General features: G+C 38.1%; 22 protein-coding genes. All 22 read left to right on the top strand.

The annotated features are described in order from the left end of the window. Positions 1–15 precede the first annotated feature (15 nt). The 22 genes from DZB84_RS11380 to hisC all read left to right on the top strand — a co-directional run bounded on the left by DZB84_RS11380 (position 16) and on the right by hisC (position 20,936). Complete coding sequence (locus DZB84_RS11380) at positions 16–1,053, top strand: NAD(P)H-dependent glycerol-3-phosphate dehydrogenase (protein WP_116352381.1); 1,038 nt, start codon at positions 16–18, stop codon at positions 1,051–1,053. A 365-nt stretch (positions 1,054–1,418) separates the two neighbouring features. Next, on the top strand, positions 1,419–1,619 hold the full coding sequence (locus DZB84_RS11375; protein WP_116352380.1) for a DUF2768 domain-containing protein: 201 nt from the start codon (positions 1,419–1,421) through the stop codon (positions 1,617–1,619). 27 nt (positions 1,620–1,646) lie between these two features. Further along, on the top strand, positions 1,647–2,366 hold the full coding sequence (locus DZB84_RS11370) for a hypothetical protein (protein ID WP_116352379.1): 720 nt from the start codon (positions 1,647–1,649) through the stop codon (positions 2,364–2,366). Positions 2,367–2,623: 257 nt separating this feature from the next. Beyond that, positions 2,624–4,102, top strand: a complete 1,479-nt coding sequence (gene spoIVA / locus DZB84_RS11365) for a stage IV sporulation protein A (protein WP_116352378.1) — start codon at positions 2,624–2,626, stop codon at positions 4,100–4,102. A gap of 424 nt (positions 4,103–4,526) precedes the next feature. Continuing rightward, positions 4,527–4,799, top strand: coding sequence for an HU family DNA-binding protein (locus DZB84_RS11360; RefSeq protein WP_057997427.1), 273 nt, complete (start codon positions 4,527–4,529; stop codon positions 4,797–4,799). Positions 4,800–4,922: 123 nt separating this feature from the next. Next, positions 4,923–5,489, top strand: coding sequence for a GTP cyclohydrolase I FolE (gene folE, locus DZB84_RS11355; RefSeq protein ID WP_116352377.1), 567 nt, complete (start codon positions 4,923–4,925; stop codon positions 5,487–5,489). A gap of 173 nt (positions 5,490–5,662) precedes the next feature. Then, positions 5,663–5,893 carry a trp RNA-binding attenuation protein MtrB gene (gene mtrB, locus DZB84_RS11350; protein WP_116352376.1) on the top strand — a complete coding sequence of 77 codons (231 nt, stop codon included), beginning with the start codon at positions 5,663–5,665 and terminating at the stop codon, positions 5,891–5,893. Positions 5,894–6,039: 146 nt separating this feature from the next. Next, positions 6,040–6,852, top strand: a complete 813-nt coding sequence (locus tag DZB84_RS11345; RefSeq protein WP_116352375.1) for a heptaprenyl diphosphate synthase component 1 — start codon at positions 6,040–6,042, stop codon at positions 6,850–6,852. A gap of 2 nt (positions 6,853–6,854) precedes the next feature. Then, the gene (locus DZB84_RS11340; RefSeq protein ID WP_116352374.1) at positions 6,855–7,565 is read left to right on the top strand and encodes a demethylmenaquinone methyltransferase; all 711 of its coding nucleotides are present in this window, start codon (positions 6,855–6,857) and stop codon (positions 7,563–7,565) included. A gap of 33 nt (positions 7,566–7,598) precedes the next feature. Further along, positions 7,599–8,561 carry a heptaprenyl diphosphate synthase component II gene (gene hepT, locus DZB84_RS11335; RefSeq protein WP_116352373.1) on the top strand — a complete coding sequence of 321 codons (963 nt, stop codon included), beginning with the start codon at positions 7,599–7,601 and terminating at the stop codon, positions 8,559–8,561. A gap of 94 nt (positions 8,562–8,655) precedes the next feature. After that, positions 8,656–9,102 (top strand): nucleoside-diphosphate kinase, encoded by a 447-nt coding sequence (gene ndk / locus DZB84_RS11330; protein ID WP_116352372.1) that lies wholly within the window; start codon positions 8,656–8,658, stop codon positions 9,100–9,102. 80 nt (positions 9,103–9,182) lie between these two features. Next, positions 9,183–9,962: a CheR family methyltransferase gene (locus DZB84_RS11325; RefSeq protein ID WP_116352371.1), complete on the top strand. Its 780-nt coding sequence runs from the start codon at positions 9,183–9,185 to the stop codon at positions 9,960–9,962. A gap of 485 nt (positions 9,963–10,447) precedes the next feature. Further along, entirely contained in the window at positions 10,448–11,620 is a 1,173-nt protein-coding gene (gene aroC / locus DZB84_RS11320; protein ID WP_116352370.1) for a chorismate synthase, read from the top strand. Continuing rightward, positions 11,620–12,699, top strand: coding sequence for a 3-dehydroquinate synthase (gene aroB / locus DZB84_RS11315; protein ID WP_116352369.1), 1,080 nt, complete (start codon positions 11,620–11,622; stop codon positions 12,697–12,699). Before aroC ends, aroB begins: the two co-directional genes overlap by 1 nt. Before the next feature lie 32 nt (positions 12,700–12,731). Continuing rightward, positions 12,732–13,109 carry a chorismate mutase gene (gene aroH, locus DZB84_RS11310; protein ID WP_116352368.1) on the top strand — a complete coding sequence of 126 codons (378 nt, stop codon included), beginning with the start codon at positions 12,732–12,734 and terminating at the stop codon, positions 13,107–13,109. 596 nt (positions 13,110–13,705) lie between these two features. Next, positions 13,706–15,223, top strand: a complete 1,518-nt coding sequence (gene trpE / locus DZB84_RS11305; RefSeq protein WP_116352367.1) for an anthranilate synthase component I — start codon at positions 13,706–13,708, stop codon at positions 15,221–15,223. Then, positions 15,216–16,241: an anthranilate phosphoribosyltransferase gene (trpD, locus tag DZB84_RS11300; RefSeq protein ID WP_116352366.1), complete on the top strand. Its 1,026-nt coding sequence runs from the start codon at positions 15,216–15,218 to the stop codon at positions 16,239–16,241. Before trpE ends, trpD begins: the two co-directional genes overlap by 8 nt. Then, positions 16,231–17,010 carry an indole-3-glycerol phosphate synthase TrpC gene (trpC, locus tag DZB84_RS11295; RefSeq protein ID WP_116352365.1) on the top strand — a complete coding sequence of 260 codons (780 nt, stop codon included), beginning with the start codon at positions 16,231–16,233 and terminating at the stop codon, positions 17,008–17,010. The genes trpD and trpC overlap by 11 nt, the downstream gene beginning before the upstream one ends. After that, a complete protein-coding gene (locus tag DZB84_RS11290) occupies positions 16,991–17,644 on the top strand; it encodes a phosphoribosylanthranilate isomerase (RefSeq protein ID WP_116352364.1) in 654 nt (217 codons plus the stop codon). Before trpC ends, DZB84_RS11290 begins: the two co-directional genes overlap by 20 nt. Further along, positions 17,628–18,860 carry a tryptophan synthase subunit beta gene (gene trpB / locus DZB84_RS11285; RefSeq protein WP_116352363.1) on the top strand — a complete coding sequence of 411 codons (1,233 nt, stop codon included), beginning with the start codon at positions 17,628–17,630 and terminating at the stop codon, positions 18,858–18,860. The genes DZB84_RS11290 and trpB overlap by 17 nt, the downstream gene beginning before the upstream one ends. Further along, positions 18,823–19,647 (top strand): tryptophan synthase subunit alpha, encoded by an 825-nt coding sequence (gene trpA, locus DZB84_RS11280; protein ID WP_116352362.1) that lies wholly within the window; start codon positions 18,823–18,825, stop codon positions 19,645–19,647. The genes trpB and trpA overlap by 38 nt, the downstream gene beginning before the upstream one ends. Before the next feature lie 191 nt (positions 19,648–19,838). Beyond that, entirely contained in the window at positions 19,839–20,936 is a 1,098-nt protein-coding gene (hisC, locus tag DZB84_RS11275) for a histidinol-phosphate transaminase (RefSeq protein ID WP_116352361.1), read from the top strand. Positions 20,937–20,955 lie beyond the last annotated feature (19 nt).

The following is a 20,955-nucleotide window of genomic DNA, read 5'->3' as shown; positions in this document are numbered from 1 at the left end:
GAAGGGGATGATGTAATGGAGAAAGTAACGGTTGTTGGAGCAGGTAGCTGGGGAACGGCACTTGCACTTGTTCTTGCTGACAATGATCATGAGGTACGGATCTGGTCTCATCGACAAGAACAAGTTGATGAAATCAATACGAAACATACGAATTCTAAATATGTCCCATCAATTGAGTTACCAGAAACAATCATCGGATATGCGGATTTAAACAAGGCGTTGGAGAACGTAGAGACAATTGTTCTTGCTGTTCCAACAAAAGCAATTCGGGAAGTACTTCAGAAGATAAGTCAGGTGACCTCTACACCATTAACAATCATTCATGTGAGTAAAGGGATTGAACCTGACACATTAAAGCGCATCTCTGAAATGATTGAGGAAGAAATGCCTTCAAGTCTTTTAAAAGATGTTGTTGTTCTTTCTGGACCAAGCCATGCTGAGGAAGTGGTGCTTCGTCATCCAACAACTGTAACGGTTTCATCTAAAAATATGAAATCTGCTGAATATGTTCAAGACTTATTCATTAATCAGCATTTCCGAGTTTACACAAACCCTGATATTGTTGGTGTTGAAATTGGTGGGGCGTTAAAAAATATTATTGCCTTAGCTGCTGGAATCACAGATGGTCTTGGGTATGGAGATAATGCAAAGGCTGCACTTATTACGCGTGGCTTGGCAGAGATTGCACGTTTAGGCAGTAAAATGGGTGCAAACCCCTTAACATTTGCGGGATTAACTGGTATCGGTGATTTAATTGTAACGTGTACAAGTGTGCATTCACGCAACTGGCGTGCGGGAAATCTACTTGGTAAAGGGCAAAGCCTTGAAGAAGTCCTTGAAAATATGGGAATGGTTGTCGAGGGTGTTAGAACGACAAAGGCAGCGTATCAGTTAGCTAAAAAAATGGATGTGTCGATGCCTATCACATTTGCGCTATATGACGTTCTTTTCAATAATCAATCACCAAAAGATGCGGTTGATCAACTAATGGCCAGAGGAAAAACAAACGAAATGGCTGACCTCTTTGACTATCTAGATAATGGAACATTATAAAAAATGCTTACACAAACCCTCTTTTCGTGCATATGATGGAAAGGAGAAAAAAATAGCGGGATTTCCTAAACATTTCGCGCAGCAAAAAAATTTCTAGTGAGTAAAAAGTTTGCACTTTTCTTGCGGAAAATAGGCATCAGACGATACATTTGTTGCTGTTTTCGCATAAAATGCAACGTAGTATACTGTGGGTCTGAGCGACTGGGTAAAAGGGAATATTTAGTTCTACGCTTGCTGAAGTAAAGGCGCCCCTCTTTACTTCAGTTTTTTTGATTTTACAATTAACAATATAGACTTAGTTTAAAGGTTCGTATTATGATATAATATTTGACGGAATGTTAGAGTTGGACAAGGGAGTGAAAAAGGTGACACCAGGATTACTAAAAATGTGGATATCATTTGCAGGAATGGCATTTATGGCGATTGCTGTTATATCTATTTATCTTAGTCGATATAAACTTAAGGGCTTCCTAAAAGGAATAGTAGCCACAATTGCATATCTTTTTATGATTCTAGCAGGAATTATTATTTTCTTTGTTGTGTTTAGCGGACCAGTTAGTGAATAGAGTTACAAACATAAGGATGGTATAAATATGAAAGTTTCATTACAACTGTTGGTTATTGTTTTTTCATTATCATTACTTACTGGGTGTCTTTATCCAAAAGAAAAGCTTGCTCAAAATCAAATTCCTTACGAGGACCAAATTGCAGCTGTCCAGCGGGCGGTTGACCAATTTAAAGAGGATTCAGGGGGGCTTTTGCCAATAAAAAATAGAGATATGGAGACTCCCATTTATCAAAAATATCCAATCGATTTTACCCGGATTTCCCCAAAATACATAGCTGAACCCCCAGGTAATGCGTATGAAACGGGCGGAGTTTATTTATATGTGTTAGTAAATGTAGAAACAAACCCAACGGTTAAACTTCTTGATGTTCGAATTTCAGAAGAAATAAGTGAGCTGAATTTGCGAGTGCAAATGTATCGTTCATCAAATGGTTATGCGCCATTTAAGGAACAGCTTCAAACAAATGTATTTACATTGGATTATAGCAAGCTAGGCTTGAAAGAAGAGCCATATGTTGTGAGTCCATTCACAGGAAAAAACTTGCCACTATTGATTACGAGCACGAATGAGATTGTTGTAGACTATCGTATGGATTTATTTGAGTATTTAACAAAGTATGAACATACATATCAAACCGGTGATGATATTCGGGATCTTTTAGTCGATAACTCGATGTTTGTCCCGACCAATTCCTTGTCATATACGATAAATGACGAAAATGAACCAATTTTTTTAGATAATTAAGTCATGAACCCTTCTTTTAGACATAAACTCTAAAAGAAGGGTTTTCTTTTGTTCAAAAAGTGTAAAAAAATAGCTTGCTAGGGTGTTTATAAGACTGTCTTTTTGAACTCAATTTTGCTGCTACATATTGTGGGGGGAATTTTTTTCTAGAAATAGTCATATTTAATTAGGACAACGTCATACAAATATAATGTCCTAGAATATGTAGTAAACGGATAAAATTATCCCAAGAACTGTAAAATCGGGAGGGATCACACTTGGAAAAGGTAGATATTTTCAAAGATATCGCTGAGCGCACCGGTGGCGATATATATTTAGGAGTCGTTGGTGCAGTAAGAACAGGTAAATCTACTTTTATAAAGAAGTTCATGGAATTAGTAGTCTTACCGAATATCGGTAGTGAAGCTGATAAGGCTCGCGCACAGGATGAATTGCCACAAAGTGCTGCTGGAAGAACAATCATGACAACTGAACCAAAGTTTGTTCCAAATCAAGCTGTTTCTGTCCATGTTGAAGAAGGGCTTGATGTAAACATTCGCCTAGTGGATTGTGTGGGGTACACAGTTCCAGGTGCAAAGGGGTATGAGGATGAAAATGGTCCTCGTATGATTAATACACCTTGGTATGAGGAGCCAATCCCATTCCATGAAGCAGCAGAGATTGGCACGAGAAAAGTTATTCAGGAGCACTCTACAATCGGTGTTGTTGTAACAACAGATGGCTCAATTGGAGAAATTCCTAGAAGAGATTATATTGAAGCAGAAGAGCGTGTCATTGCCGAACTAAAAGAGGTTGGGAAACCATTTATAATGGTGATTAATACAGTCCATCCTCATCACCCTGAAACAGATGCTCTTCGTCAGCAGTTAAATGAGAAATATGATATTCCTGTTTTAGCGATGAGTGTTGAAAGCATGCGTGAAACAGATGTGTTCAATGTTCTACGTGAAGCACTTTATGAGTTCCCGGTATTAGAGGTAAATGTTAATCTTCCAAGCTGGGTAATGGTTTTACGTGAAGATCATTGGTTAAGAGAAAGCTATCAGGATGCTGTCAAGGACACTGTTCAAGATATCAAGCGTTTACGCGATGTTGATCGTGTAGTTGGACAATTTAGTGAGTATGACTTTATTGACCAAGCAAGCTTGGCTGGTATCGAAATGGGGCAGGGTGTAGCTGAAATTGATTTATATGCTCCAGATGATTTATATGACCAAATTCTTAAGGAAGTTGTGGGAGTTGAGATTCGCGGAAAAGATCATCTTTTACAGCTCATGCAAGACTTTGCTCATGCAAAAGCAGAGTACGATCAAGTGGCAGACGCATTAAAAATGGTGAAGCAAACAGGATATGGAATTGCTGCGCCTGCGCTATCTGATATGAGCTTAGATGAGCCAGAAATCATCCGACAAGGTTCAAGATTTGGAGTTCGCTTAAAGGCAGTTGCACCGTCTATCCACATGATTAAGGTGGATGTTGAATCTGAATTTGCGCCAATTATTGGTACAGAAAAACAAAGTGAAGAATTGGTCCGTTATCTAATGCAAGACTTTGAGGATGATCCACTTTCAATCTGGAATTCAGATATCTTCGGTAGATCATTAAGCTCTATTGTACGTGAGGGTATCCAGGCGAAGTTATCACTAATGCCTGAAAATGCACGCTACAAGTTAAAAGAAACACTTGAAAGAATCATTAACGAAGGTTCCGGCGGATTAATTGCCATCATATTATAGGATTTAGGCTCCTTACTAGGGAGTCTTTTTTTTGTGGAAAATGATAACGTACTTTGCGTCCAGCTCCAGCGCCTAGCCCCTCGAGGTCATAAGTCAATCCGTCAAGAAGGATAAACAGCATCCTTCTAGCCGGCTTTTCTTATGCTTGTCGGGGCTAATCAAGGCGCTTGCGCATTTGACATAATTTGCTTAGTAAATACGAATATGATACGCTTTTTACAGAAAAATATAGGTTTTTTGGTGAAATATACATAAAAAGGTAAAATTTCTGTTGAAATATATTGAATTATGTCTAATTATCGTTTATTATAAGGCATGTTAGCATCAAGCCAACGTAAGTACATACTTGATGACATAAGGCTTAAAGAACAATGTAAGATCATTCATATGATTTAAAATCTTCATTTGGGAGGAGGTGAATGTCATGAACAAAACAGAATTAGTTAACGCTGTAGCTGAGAGTGCTGAGCTTTCTAAGAAGGATGCTACAAAAGCTGTTGATGCAGTTTTTGATTCTATCCTTGAAGCTCTTAAAGGTGGAGACAAAGTTCAGTTAATCGGATTTGGTAACTTTGAGGTACGTGAGCGTGCAGCTCGTAAAGGTCGTAACCCTCAAACTGGTGAAGAAATCGAAATCGCTGCAAGCAAGGTTCCTGCATTTAAACCAGGAAAGGCGCTTAAAGATGCAGTAAAATAATTTTACATAGAAACTATGTGAAAGATACAAAAAGAGTCGTCTTGCGACTCTTTTTTGTTTTATAACCATAAATATGCTAGAATCAATGAACTGATAGTATGTGATATAAGGAGGGGTTGGCAAATGACTTCTGTAGATTATAAAAAGATAGAGCAAGCCGTTACGATGATTTTAGAAGCGATTGGGGAAGATCCACAGAGAGAAGGGCTAGTTGATACACCGAAACGTGTTGCTAAAATGTATGCTGAAGTTTTCTCAGGCTTAGAAGATGATCCGAAAGAATACTTTCAAACCGTTTTTGGAGAAGAACATGAAGAATTGGTACTTGTAAAAGACATCCCATTTTTTTCGATGTGTGAGCACCATCTTGTTCCATTTTATGGTCATGCCCATGTTGCCTACATACCTAAAGGAGGTAAAGTAACAGGCTTAAGCAAACTTGCACGAGCTGTTGAAGCTGTAGCTAAAAGACCTCAATTACAAGAAAGAATCACTTCAACCATCGCTGATTCTATTGTTGAAACACTTCAACCTCACGGAGTAATGGTTGTAATTGAAGCAGAGCATATGTGTATGACAATGCGTGGTGTCAAAAAGCCTGGGGCAAAAACCGTGACTTCTGCTGTTCGAGGAATATTACAAAAGGATCCAGCCGCTCGTAGTGAGGTATTATCATTAATTAAGAATTGACATCCGTAAAAAAGTACGAGATAGTAAAAAAGATATCGATTTCACTCATCTTCCAAGCAAGTGTTGGATGAGATGAAATGTTTCCTTTATTGTGAGTGTTCAAAAATTCAACATATATCATTTGGTGAATTTCTGAGCATCCCCTTACATAGCATTCATAGGAGTGAAGAAGGATGAGCAATAATACAAACTCAGAATTTATTGTAATCAAAGCAGTCGAAGATGGAGTGAATGTAATCGGATTAACAAGAGGATCTGACACACGCTTTCATCATTCGGAGAAATTAGATAAAGGTGAAGTCATGATCGCACAATTTACTGAACATACCTCAGCAATCAAAGTACGAGGGCATGCAATCATTCAAACTAGTCACGGAGAAACTGAATCAGATTCTAAAAAATAAGCAGGTAAATCCTGCTTTTTCTTTTGGAATAAATAAAACTAAGAGAAAATCTAAGTGATGTATGTTATAATTAACGTTGTTTTATAAAGACTAACGATAAAGAACTTGAACATAGATAAATGGTTATTTAAATTGGGGAAACAAGGGTGATTGATTTGCAAGACATCAAGGAAATAGTTGCTGATCTTAAGGAGCGTATTGAGAACAAAACAAGACATTCATACCTTCAAAGATATATGGAAACACCTAGTATAGATGAGGATAAACTATTATTGTTATACTCCATATGTGAGGATTTGCTTCTGCCAAAAGAGCAATTAACAAATTATATAGTAACCACTATGCTTGTTCAGCAAGCGTTAGATACCCATGAAACAGTCCCCAATCGACTAACCTATTCAGATGAACGTATGCGCGGTCAACAGTTGGCCGTCTTGGCAGGAGATTATTTTAGTGGATTGTATTATTATCTCCTTGCTCAAGCTACCGATATTGCCTTCATTCGAATACTCGCAGAAGGTATTAAAGACGTAAATGAGGCTAAAATTTATTATTATCAAATGGATCATGAACAAATAGACAAGCTTTTTTCATGTGTGACAGCAGTTGAATCAGCTGTCTTCGGGAAAATCGTGAAAAGCTTTCAAATAAATAAATGGGAACAACTCGTTCAAAATTTTTTATTGTTAAAAAGACTTCTGCTTGAGAGAGACCTCTATTTAGAGAGTGGAAATTCGATTCTTTTTAAGACTCTAAAAAAAATAGTCTCGAGGGGAAAACAAGATCAAAGATCAGAGGTTATGTTTGAATATAACAAGCACCTCTCTCTTGTAAGTAAAAAGCTAGAACAATCCTTAGAGATCAACCCTAGAATAAACAAAATGTTACGAAATCGTATAAATGAAGTACTTCTTAAAGGTACAACACTATCCTTGAAAAGAAGCGTGGAAGAAGGGTAATTATGGAGCAATCTAAAGAACAACGTGTACATCATGTGTTTGAAAAAATATATAAAAACTATGATCAAATGAATTCTGTTATCAGCTTCCAACAACATAAAGCATGGCGTAAGGATACAATGAAGCGAATGGATGTCCAAGAGGGATCATCTGCACTTGACCTTTGCTGTGGCACTGCTGATTGGACCATTGCCCTTGCTGAGAAAGTTGGTCCTCAAGGCAAAGTGATCGGTCTTGATTTTAGTAAAAATATGCTTAAAATAGGTCAAGAAAAAGTAGACAAGTTAAAGTTAAATCAGGCGGAATTAATACATGGTAATGCGATGGATCTCCCGTTCGAGGACAATTCCTTTGATTATGTAACAATTGGATTTGGTCTGCGGAATGTTCCCGATTACATGACTGTCTTAAAAGAAATGCAAAGAGTAGTTAAGCCTGGGGGAAAAGTTGTGTGCTTAGAAACTTCACAGCCAACAATGATTGGTTTTAGACAGTTATACTTTTTCTATTTTCGGTTTATCATGCCGGTTTTTGGGAAGCTTTTTGCAAAAAGCTTTAAGGAATATTCTTGGCTTCAGGAATCTGCTCGTGATTTTCCAGGTATGAAGGAACTCGCAAAAATGTTTCAGGAAGCAGGCTTGACCGACATTGAAGTGAAACCTTACACTTTAGGTGTAGCTGCAATGCATTTAGGTTATAAAAGAAATGGATGAACGCGTCATATTTTTTAGACTAAGGTGAAACTGATGAAATTATCTTTGATGTATTCGTATTTGAATACAGATTTAGCAATTATTGAAAAAGAACTAGAGGCGTCCATCAAAGGGAAGCATCCGGTTCTTCAACAGGCTGGGTTGCATTTATTACAATCTGGTGGCAAACGACTACGCCCTGTTTTTGTCCTTTTAGGAGGAAAATTTGGGGATTACGATATTGATGTAATTAAAAATGTTGCCGTAACACTTGAACTGATTCATACGGCATCGCTTGTGCATGATGATGTGATTGATGACGCGGATCTTCGACGTGGCAAGCCTACCATTAAGGCAAAATGGGATAATAAGATAGCGATGTATGCGGGAGATTATATTCTGGGGAGTTCATTAGAAATTATTACAAAGCTTCCTAATCCCTTATTACATAAACTGCTTGCACACACCATTGTTGAGGTTTGTTTAGGTGAAATCGAACAAATCAAAGATAAATATCGCTTTGACCAAAATTTACGCTGCTATTTACGTAGAATAAAGCGAAAGACGGCTCTTTTAATAGCAAGCAGTTGTCAATTAGGGGCGGTAGCTGCAGATGTCCCTACAGAGGTCCATCAAAAACTGTTTTTATATGGTTATTATGTAGGAATGGCCTTCCAAATCACAGACGATATTTTAGACTTTACGGGTACCGATGAACAATTGGGTAAACCTGCTGGTAGCGATTTAATGCAAGGCAATATTACGCTGCCAGTTTTATATGCGATGAAAAACGAAAGCCTTAAACAACAAATTCTTCAAGTGTCTGAACGTACAACAGCTGCTGAGATTAAACCTTTAATTCATGCTATTAAACAATCAGATGCAATAAAGCAAGCTGAGGCTTTAAGTAATAGATATTTAGAAAAAGCATACAAAATCTTGGGGGAATTGCCTCCTTGTCGTGCTAGAAATACGCTTTTTAATGTCGCAAAATATATCGGAAAAAGAAAATTTTAGGAATAACATTGATAACCAATCAAAATAGTGTTACTATTTTGATTGGTCGCTAAAAAAAGACTATTATACATAATTGTGGTGGGGTGGAGATCTTATGGAAAAAACATTTTTAATGGTTAAGCCGGATGGCGTACAGCGTCAATTAATTGGTGAAATTGTATCACGTTTTGAAAGAAAGGGCTTTCAATTAGTGGGAGCTAAATTGATGGCGGTTTCAGAAGAGCTTGCTAGCGAACATTACGCTGAGCACAAAGAGCGACCGTTCTTTGGAGAACTAGTAGAATTCATCACATCTGGACCAGTTTTTGCAATGGTTTGGCAAGGTGAAAATGTAATTGCAACTGCTCGTCATATGATGGGTGCTACAAATCCTAAGGATGCAGCTCCAGGAACAATCCGTGGTGATTTTGGATTAACAGTTGGAAAGAACGTTATTCATGGTTCTGATTCAACAGCAAGTGCCGAGCGTGAAATTTCATTATTCTTCAAAGAGGAAGAATTAGTAGCATACGATAAGCTAATCAATAAATGGATTTATTAATCTAACCAAACCAGCTCTATTCGGAGCTGGTTTTTCTAAAGAAACTTTCACCCCTATGATGATTTTTTTGAGGAGAAACTATGGACAAGAATTATATGTTATTTGCCGAGCAGGTAAAAAGAAAAACAGGTATTGATTTACTTTTATATAAAGAAGCTCAAATGGTTAGAAGACTGACTTCGTTGTATGAAAAACGAGGTTTTTCAAGCTTTCAGGAATACTTTAGAGGAATTGATAAAGACCAAGAGTTGTTACACGAGTTTTTAGATCGAATGACGATTAATGTATCAGAGTTTTATCGGAATGCGAAACGGTGGGAAGTATTAGAAACAAAGATTCTTCCAAAACTACTTCAACAGAATCGGAAGCTTAAAGTGTGGAGTGCAGCCTGTTCAGCTGGTGAAGAGCCTTATACTCTTGCAATGATTCTTTCAAAATTTTTACCTTTACATCAAATATCTATTTTAGCTACGGATATAGACGAAAATATTCTTGCAAGAGCAAGGATGGGAGTATATCCAGAACGCTCGCTTCAAGAGGTTCCTCCTGACATGAAGAGACGCTATTTCACTCAAGATGGTACTTTTTATAACGTCCATTCGGACTTAAAAAAGGCAGTAAATTTTAAAAAACATAATCTTTTATCTGATTCCTTTGAAACGAATTTCGACTTAATCGTGTGTAGAAATGTATTAATTTATTTTACCGAAGAGGCTAAAGATATGCTGTATAATAAATTTAGTGCTGCTCTTAAAAGGGATGGCATTTTATTTGTTGGAAGCACCGAACAGATTTTCAATCCAGCCTCGTATGAGTTAGAAACAGAAGATACGTTTTTTTATCGAAAGGCTCTTTTCTAAAAGATTGTTATTATTGGATAAAACAATACTATTGATTGAAGCGGAAGGTGGCGACTCCAGCGGGAAAAGCGTGAGACTTGAGACCCCACAGGAGCGACCAGAAGAGCGAAGCCTAAAAGCGCCACGTCCTGTGGCAACGGCTTCGTGACCTACATCGTGTAGGCCTGAGAAGGCTCAAGCCACGCCCGCGGAAAGCGTCCGCCTGCAGCGGAAATGATTTGTGTCAAAAACATCAAAGTTTGGAAAACATAACGAAAAAATTAAAACGTCAGAAAAATGACAAATCTAATATTGTTTGTTAATATAAAGGAATCGAATTTGCCATTTGGTAAATTCGATTCCTTTATATTTGTAGATACTTAATCATAGAAATTTTTGAAAAAATCTATCCTGTTATACAAAGATTATGATATATTGATACATAATCGCTTTAAATTACGAAAGTAAAATTCATTTTTATTTTAACATACAAGGGGGTAACATAAATGAGATATTTAACAGCTGGAGAATCACATGGGCCGCAGCTTACAACAATCATTGAAGGTGTACCTGCAGGTCTTGAACTAACTACTGAGGATATTAATAATGAACTTGCTAGACGCCAAAAAGGGCATGGTCGAGGTAGAAGAATGCAAATTGAAAAAGACCAAGCACAAATTGTTAGTGGGGTAAGACACGGTAAAACATTAGGTTCACCTATTGCGTTAGTCGTTGAGAACAATGACTGGAAGCACTGGACAAAAATTATGGGCATTGAACCAATAACCGATGAGGAATCAGAAGAGATCAAACGTAAAATTACACGTCCACGTCCAGGGCATGCCGATCTCAATGGAGCCTTGAAATATGGTCATCGTGATATGCGAAATGTTCTAGAAAGATCCTCTGCACGTGAAACAACAGTTCGTGTTGCTGCTGGAGCAGTAGCTAAAAAATTCTTAGCTACTTTAGGAATCAAAGTAGCTGGACATGTACTTGAAATTGGCGGTGTACGAGCTAAGAACACAACGTATGCGAGCATTGAAGAATTAAAAACAAAATCAGAAGAATCACCAGTAAGATGTCTTGATGAAGAAGCAGGCGTACAAATGATGAACGCGATTGATGAAGCAAAGAAAAATGGTGACTCGATTGGTGGAATTGTAGAAGTCATTGTTGAAGGTGTACCTGCAGGTGTGGGAAGCTATGTTCATTATGATAGAAAACTTGATTCTAAGATTGCAGCTGCAATGGTAAGTATTAATGCCTTTAAAGGCGTTGAATTTGGTATTGGTTTTGATGCAGCAAGAATCCCTGGAAGTCAAGTACATGATGAAATTATTTGGGATAAAGAGAATGGTTATAAGAGAAGAACAAATAATTTAGGTGGCTTCGAAGGTGGTATGACAAACGGTATGCCAATCGTTGTAAGAGGTGTCATGAAGCCAATTCCAACTTTATATAAGCCACTAAAAAGTGTTGATATTGAGACAAAGGAAGTTTTTGAAGCAAGTATTGAAAGATCCGATAGCTGTGCAGTTCCTGCAGCTTCCGTCGTTGCTGAAGCAGTCGTAGCTTGGGAAGTTGCAAATGCAATTGTTGAACAATTTGGACAAGATAGAATCGATTTAATTCAAGTAAATGTAACGAAGATGCGTGAGTATTCGAGGGAATTTTAATGGACAAATTGACCATTGCTACAAAATCGAAAAAGTATCCGATGTACATTGGGACTGAAATAATAGATCAACTTCCCCAGTTGATACAGGATACATGTAAACAGGTTTCGAAGATACTTGTTATAAGTGATGAGTCTGTTGCGGAACTTTATTTGGATAAAGTGCTCGACATCCTTAAGCAACAATACGACGAGGCTTTATCATTTGTAATTCCTGCTGGGGAGAATGCAAAATCTTTCGAAGTATATTATCAATGCCAGACCTATGCACTTGAAAAAGGACTGGATCGTTCTTCTGTGATCCTTGCATTAGGTGGAGGTGTGGTTGGAGACTTAGCTGGCTTCGTTGCAGCAACTTTTATGCGCGGCATTCCATTTATCCAAATTCCAACAACATTACTTGCCCATGATAGTGCGGTCGGAGGTAAGGTTGCGATTAATCATGAACTAGGAAAGAACATGATAGGCGCATTTCATCAACCGAATGCGGTTCTATATGATATTGATTTAATGAAGACATTACCTGAGGTAGAGCTTCGCTCAGGCTTTGCAGAGGTTATTAAACATGGACTCATTTGGGACCGGGAATTTTATCGGTGGCTTACGGAGGAAATACAATCTCTTGATGACCTAAAAGGTGAAAAGCTCCAATATGCTGTATTAAAGGGTGTAGCTGTAAAAGCTAAAGTTGTTTCCGAGGATGAGCAAGAAAAAGGTCTCCGTGCCATTTTGAACTTTGGTCACACGCTAGGGCATGCAATTGAAGCAGAGTCAGGCTATGGTAAGATTACCCATGGAGACGGAGTTGCAATTGGGATGATTTTTGCATTAAAGGTGAGCGAAAAACTCTTTCATACCAATCTATCGTCTGAAAAGATTAGGGAATGGTTTCGTTTGTTTGAATTCCCTACAGCCATTCCTGAAGGGCTAGACCGAGTAAAACTACTTGAGCGTATGAAACATGATAAAAAAGCTACCTCTGGAAAAGTGAAGATGGTTTTGTTAAAAAATATTGGCGAAACTGTCATTGAGGATATTGGTGATGAACAACTACTTCAATTCTTGAAGGAGTTTCATTAAGTAGGTAGCCAGACGCAAAAGGAGGGGCAGAGTTGATAAGGGGAATACGTGGTGCTACAACAATTGAAAATAATAATAAACAAGAAATTTTAGATGCAACTGAAAAACTTTTACGTGACATGATTTCTGAAAACAAGATTGATGCAGAAGATGTTGCCCAAATAGTATTTTCAGTAACAGATGATATTGATGCGGCTTTTCCTGCAGCCGCTGCAAGACAAATTGATGGTTGGTCATTTGTTCCGGTTATGAGTATGAGAGAGATCCCAGTTCCAGGGTCACTGCCAATGTGCATTCGTGTCATGATGACAGTGAATACAACCGCAAAACAAGAAGAGATCCAACATATTTACCAAGGTGGAGCAGTAGTGCTTCGACCAGATCTTACAACAGTCAAAGAAAATAATTAAAAACAATGCATTGACAAATAGGCAATGCATACGATAAGATAATTAAAACATTTTACTTTATTCAGAATTTAATTACTTTGAATTGTGGGGACAAAAAAACTATTAGTATTAAAGGTTTTTAAGGTTAATATTAATCTGAATAAAGTTAAGCCTCCGGCAGATGCCACAGATTTTCAAAGGTAATTTTTCAAGCAAGCTTGAAAAAATCTGGGCGCAAATACGCCAAGGCGCATTTGATTTAGTTAGAGTTTAGTGAGTTTTCAGTTAAGAATTTAGAGTTGAGTTTAGGGTAGATGAGAATGAGAGAGTTTAGCCGAGGTTAGCAGAGTTTATAATGTTTACTTCTACCCAGAGATACGTACGTGTCTTTGGGTTGTTTATTTTTATCGTTTTTTATAAGGCTCTTTTTTAAAGATTGTTGCTTTTAGAAAAAAACGCAGACCTAGTTGATTGGAGCGGAAAGGGTCCGCCTGAAGCGGAAATCAACGACATAAAGGACAACAAAATTTGCGAAAACAGCCTTTTATAAAAAGCGATTCCAATTTTTATATACCTCCTAAACCTCATTCTCCATATTACATGGAGGAGTGAGCCTATTGAATACGTATAATTTTTCCTCGTTTGAGTCCGATGCTAAGCAATATCGGACGATTCCAATTGTCAAACGTTTCTTAGTTGATACGTTGACACCCATTCAAATTTTTCAAAACTTAAAAAACGAAGCATCCTTTCTTCTTGAAAGTAAGGACCATGAATCTGATTGGTCGCGATATTCATTTATCGGCTTAAAACCATTTCTGTTCATGAATGAAAAGAACGGTCATTATTATGTGAAAAACGAAAATCAACAGAGTTTGGTAAAAAAACAAACAATGAAGGAAGCTTTTAACTGGATCAAGGATTATCTCGTCTTAAAACCACTTGACATCGAAATTCCCTTTTATGGAGGGGCAGTTGGTTATATTGGCTATGATGCAATCTCAACCTTTGAAAAGGTTGAAGAACACCCAAACAATGATTTAAATATGGAGCGCTACCAATTTTTCTTTTGTGAAACGATTTTGGCGTTAGATCATCATTCGCGTGAATTGATTGTCGTTCATTTTATACGACTAAATGGAGGCGAAGATAAACGGATTCAAAAAGCCGTTTTTGAACATGCCAATTCAAAAATCAATATGTATTTATCGCGAATAATTCAAAACAAAGAGCAAAGCGAAATGTTACTGCTCCCAAAACTACATGAAATACCGAATGTGACAGATATAAAAACGAATTTTGAAAAACAGGATTTTCTAGATGCGGTTAATAAAATAAAAGACTATATCAGCGCTGGAGATATTTTTCAGGCAGTTTTATCCCAGCGTTTTGAGATTCCGGTTTCAGTAAGTGGATTCCAGCTCTATCGTGTCTTACGGATGGTAAATCCATCACCTTATTTATTTTATATCAAAATCAATGACATTGAGATTGTCGGGAGCTCTCCTGAACGCTTAATTAAAATTCATAATAAACATCTTGAAATTCACCCGATTGCAGGGACTAGACGGAGAGGGAAGACGAAGGAAGAGGATGAAGCACTTGCAACAGAATTGCTTCAGGATGAAAAAGAAAAGGCAGAGCATTATATGCTAGTTGATTTAGCAAGAAATGATATCGGCAGGGTATCTACATTTGGTTCAGTTAAAACACCTGTACTTATGGAGGTTGGTCGATTCTCACATGTAATGCACATTATCTCAAAGGTAACAGGTGAGTTAGATGAGAAAATCGATCCACTGGATGCATTACTTGCTGCCTTTCCAGCAGGAACAGTATCTGGAGCACCCAAAATTAGAGCAATGCAAATTCTTTCAGAGCTTGAACCAACCGCACGAAACTTGTACGCCGGTGCCATTGCTTATATTGGATTTGATGGAAATATTGATTCGTGTATTACGATTCGAACAGCGATTATTAAAGATGGTGTAGCTTTTGTCCAGGCAGGAGCGGGAATCGTCGCAGATTCGGTGCCTGAACATGAATGGATGGAAACGGTTAATAAAGCAAGTGCATTGATTCAAACAATACAACTAGCTCAAGAGGCTTTTGAGAAGGAGGATATTCATGTTTAAACAACTTTTAAATAAATGCATCAACGGAGAGGTTTTAACGGAAGAGGAAAGCTATCAAGTGATGGATGTAATCATGTCCGGAAAAGCAACAGCTAGTCAAATTGCGAGCTTGCTTTCGATTCTCCGTTTCCGTGGTGAAACAGTTGATGAAATTACAGGCTTTGCTAGAGCAATGAGAGAGCATATGATGCAGCTTGACTATGAAAGTGATCAAGTGATTGATACATGTGGAACAGGCGGGGACGGTGCTTCTACCTTTAATATTTCAACAGCATCAGCAATTGTTGTATCTTCCTTGGGAATAAAGGTTGCGAAGCATGGAAATCGAGCAGTCTCATCTAAAAGTGGTAGTGCCGATGTTTTAGAGTATTTAGGTGTTGAAATACAATCAACTGGGGAAGAAGCAAAAGAGGCATTAAGCAGTCGAAATATGAGCTTCTTGTTTGCTCCTATTTACCATGCTGCAATGAAGCATGCGGTTACTCCGAGGCAGGAAATCGGATTTCGTACCATTTTTAATCTTTTAGGACCGATGGCTAACCCGGCTAGATGTAAAAAACAGGTACTGGGTGTTTATTCAACAGATTATGCTGAAAAAATGGCAAATGCCCTTGGAAAGCTCGGTTCTGAGCATGTTTTATTCGTCTCAGGTCGTGATGGGCTAGATGAATGCAGCATTACAACTGAAACAGACATTGTGGAATTAAAAGATGGAGAGATTACAAGATTTGTCCTGTCCCCTGAAGATGTTGACCTTCCACGTGGAAACATGAAAGATATTCAAGTTTCTTCTGTTGTTGAAAGTGCAAACCTATTACGGGATGTCTTATATAGTAAGGCTAATCAAAGCGCAACGAATATTGTTTTATTAAATGCGGGAGCAGCGATTTATGTTTCAGGTAGAGTAAACAGTATTCGTGAAGGTGTAGAGTTAGCAAGAGAAGCCATTGTAACTGGAATTGCGAGAAATCAATTTGAACAACTAAGAAGTCGAGAGGTGGAGTACTATGCTAAATAAAATACTAGAACAAAAGAAAGTTGAAGTGGAAAACATCAACTACCCTGAAATAGATTGCAAGGTTGATAGAAAGTCATTATACTCCGCACTTTCTAACCCAAATCGTTCACTAGGGATTATTGCTGAGGTGAAAAAGGCATCACCTTCAAAGGGAATCATACGGGAAGATTTTCATCCTGTCGCAATCGCTACTGAATACGAGGAAGCTAGAGCGGATGCGATTTCTGTGTTAACCGATGAGCGATTTTTTCAAGGTTCGATTAATTATTTAATGGACATTAAGAAAAAAGTAAACATCCCCGTGTTACGTAAAGACTTTATTGTTGATGCAAAGCAAATCAAACAAAGTGAAAAAATAGGGGCAGATGTTATTTTGTTGATTGGAGAAGCACTTGCTCCTAGTCAATTACATGAATATTATTGTGAAGCCTATGAAAGGGGCTTAGAGTGTTTAGTTGAAGTCCATTCACGAGAAACGATGGAGCAGGTTTGCAGCATTTTTACCCCGAAAATTCTTGGCATTAATAATCGAAATTTAAAAGTATTTGAAACTTCGATTACCCATACAGAAGAAATCGTGAAGGATGCTCCTTCAGACAGTCTAATCGTTAGTGAAAGTGGAATTTATACTCCACAGGATATTAAAGACGTTATTCGATATGGAGCAAAAGCTGCTTTAATTGGAGAAGCATTTATGAGAGCATCATCTCCTGGAATCGGGATTAAACAAATGTTTGGTGAGGTTCCCGATGCAACAACCTCTCATTAAATATTGCGGGAATAAATCGTTTGAAGATGTACAGGTCGTTGCGAAAAGTAATGCTCATTACATCGGATTTATTTTTGCGAACAGTAAACGCAAAGTAAAGCCTGCGGATGTCAGTGCATGGTTGGGCAAAGTGGATTTACGGGATAAAAAAACGGTAGGGGTCTTTGTCAATGCAGAACTAAAAGAAATCATAGATGTATTGGCAAAAGTCTCATTATCCGTTATTCAATGCCATGGAACGGAGTCAGTTGATTTTGTTAAACAAGTTAAAAACAAAACGGGTTTACACGTATGGAAGGTCATTCATCATGATGAGCTAGGTATTCAGAGGATGAAGGAGTTTGCCGGTGTTGCTGATGGATATGTTGTTGATACAAAGGTTGCAAATATGTGGGGTGGATCAGGGGTTTCGTTTGATTGGAAGTCCATCCCGGTCTATCAACAGGAAGCGAGAGAACAGGGAGTTCCTTGTCTCATAGCGGGTGGAATTGATTCTACTAATATTGAAGAACTTCTTAGCTATGAGATTGATGGATTTGATATCTCCAGTGGAATTGAATGTGATGGTAAAAAAGATGACACGATTATACAAACAATAGAGAAATGGGTGGATACATGTGTTGAAAGTACCTAATAAAAATGGAAGATACGGTGATTTTGGGGGTAAATTTGTACCTGAAACATTGATGATGCCATTGGAAGAAATAGAAAAGGCATTAGAAGAAGCCTATAAGGATAAAGAATTTCATAATGAATATATTCGTATTTTAAAAGAATACTCAGGACGTCCAACAGCACTTACATTTGCTGACAATTTAACAAAAGAATTAGGGGGAGCTAAGATCTATCTAAAGCGTGAGGACTTAAATCATACCGGAGCGCACAAAATTAACAATGCCATTGGTCAAGCTCTCCTTGCCAAAAGAATGGGAAAGAAAAAGATTATTGCTGAGACGGGAGCTGGTCAGCACGGTGTAGCTGCTGCGACAGTTGCTGCAAAGTTTGGGTTAGAATGTAAGGTCTTCATGGGTGTGGAGGACATTGAAAGACAAAAGCTTAATGTATTCCGAATGAGACTTTTAGGTGCTGAAGTGATACCTGCTACTAGTGGTAACCAAACATTGAAGGATGCAACAAATGAGGCCATTCGATATTGGGTCCAGCATTGTGAGGATCATTATTATATGATTGGATCGGTAGTTGGTCCACATCCATATCCAAAAATGGTCCGTGATTTCCAACGAATCATTGGTGATGAAGCGCGAGAACAATTCCTAAAACATGAAAACAAGTTGCCAACTGCAGTAGTTGCGTGCGTTGGTGGTGGCAGTAATGCAATGGGAATGTTCTACCCGTTTTTAGGAGATGATGTACGCTTAGTAGGTGCTGAGGCTGCTGGTAAAGGTGTCGATACCTCCTTACATGCAGCGACTATTACAAAAGGTACAAAAGGTATTATTCACGGCTCACTAACATATCTACTTCAAGATGAGCATGGTCAAATTACCGAACCATATTCGATCTCTGCTGGACTCGATTATCCGGGAGTAGGACCTGAACATGCCTATCTTGCCAGTAGTGGACGAGTTCAATATGAAAGTGTAACAGATAAGGAAGCACTCGATGCCTTACAAATGTTAACTCGTGTTGAAGGGATTATTCCGGCAATTGAATCTGCTCACGCAATTGCAAAAGCTATTCAAATGGCGAAAGAAATGTCACCAGAAGAATCCATTCTCATTTGTTTGTCAGGTCGTGGTGACAAAGATGTCCATTCCCTTATGGCATACCTAGAAGAAGGAGGAGCAACAAATGAACACAACCTTTACGAACCGATTGCCCAAGGCTGAAAAATTATTTATTCCATTTATCGTTGCAGGTGATCCACATCCAGATGTGACGATTGAAATTGCACTTACCTTACAAGAGGCAGGTGCTTCCATCCTTGAACTAGGAATTCCATATTCAGATCCATTAGCAGATGGACCTGTCATTCAAAGAGCCTCTGCTCGTGCTTTGAAAAATGGAGTTACATTGGAAAATTCGATGAATCTTGTTTCGGAAATGAGAAAAAAAGGATTAAAAATTCCTGTAATTATCTTTACCTATTACAATCCTGTGCTACAATTAGGAGAAGAAAGCTTTTTCGCTTTAGCGCGACAAAATGGTATAGACGGATTGCTAGTGCCAGACCTTCCTTTTGAAGAAAGTGAAGACCTCAGAAGTAGGTGTGAAGACGAGGGATTGAAGTTTATTTCTCTAGTGGCCCCAACTTCTTCCAGTCGGATTGAAAAAATCGCCTCACATGCACAAGGTTTCCTATACTGTGTATCTTCTTTAGGGGTTACAGGTGTTCGAAATTCCTTGAACAATGAGGTATACTCATTTTTACAAGAGGTTAAACGATATAGCGATATACCAGTGGCAGTTGGGTTTGGTATCTCGAGTTCTTCCCAAGTAGAAGCACTTAAGGACCATTGCGATGGAGTAATTATGGGAAGTGCCCTTATCCAAAAAATTGAGGAGCATCTACCTGAATTAGTCAATGAGGAAACAAGAGCTACCGCCTTATACCATTTCAAGAATTTTATTAGAGATGTTTTGCAACCTATTAACTTTTTTCAGCAGAAGTCCTAACTTCTCTGAAAAAAGTTGAAGCCTCCGGCGGTTGCCACGATTTTTTAAAGGAAATTTTTCGAGCAGTAAGATCGAAGACTAAAGACGCCACATCCTGTGGCAACGTCTTCATGACCCACATCGTGTGGGCCTAAAAATCGGGCCCAAATACGCCAAGGCGCATTTGATTAAGATAAGAGGTGTAGCTTGAAATGAATATTAAAGAACAATTATTGGATTTAAAACCATATCAACCAGGTAAACCGATTGAGGAAGTGAAGCGGGAATATGGTTTAGAAAAGATTGTGAAACTAGCTTCAAATGAAAATCCATATGGATGCTCAGACAAAGCAAAAGAGGCAGTAAAAAATAGTTTAGATTCATTCGCAATTTACCCGGATGGCTATGCTACAGAGTTAAGAGAAAAGCTTGCAAAACATTTAGATGTTGAAGGCACACAGCTTCTCTTTGGTAATGGATCAGACGATGTCATTCATATTATCACAGCAGCATTACTTGCACCTGGGAAAAATACTGTAATGGCGCATCCATCATTTTCTCAGTATAAGCATAATGCAATTATAGAAGGAGCAGAGGTTCGTGAGGTTGAGCTAATTGATGGCCATCACGATCTTGATGGAATGCTCGCGGAAATCGATGAAAATACGGAAATTGTGTGGGTGTGTTCACCAAATAACCCTACAGGAGTATATGTTAACTCAGAAAAATTGCATGCCTTTTTAAAACAAGTTCCAAGTCATGTTCTCGTAATTATGGATGAAGCTTATTATGAGTTTGCAGTAAATGAGCAGGATTATCCGGATACAGTTTCCTTGTTGAATGACTATCCAAATCTTCTTATTTTAAGAACGTTTTCGAAGGCATATGGACTTGGTGGACTGCGTGTTGGTTATGCAATCGGAAATCGTGATTTTATTAACAAAATTGAACCTGTACGTCAGCCTTTCAATTCCAATCGTGTTGGTCAATTAGCAGCTGCAGCTGCATTAGATGATCAAGATTTCATTACAGCCTATGTTGAAAAAAATAAAAAAGGTCTGCAACAGTTCTATACATTCTGTGAGGAAAATAATTTAACTTATTATCCATCGTTCGGAAATTTCATTTTGATTAATTTTGAACAACCAGGAGATGATGTATTTCACTATTTATTGGAACGAGGCTTTATTGTTCGTTCAGGAAATGCATTAGGCTTTCCAACAAGCGTTCGAATAACAGTTGGCACAGAGGAACAAAATAGTGAACTCATTGCAATACTTACAGAAATGCTTAAAAATCAAAAGAACTAAGACTATGGGGGTTGAGCAT

Origin of the sequence: Bacillus sp. HNG (genome assembly GCF_003400205.1) — a bacterium.
Lineage (GTDB): Bacteria > Bacillota > Bacilli > Bacillales > Bacillaceae_L > Ferdinandcohnia.
The sequence above is the reverse complement of the archived record's forward strand: the minus strand, read 5'-3'. Positions and strand labels throughout refer to the sequence as shown.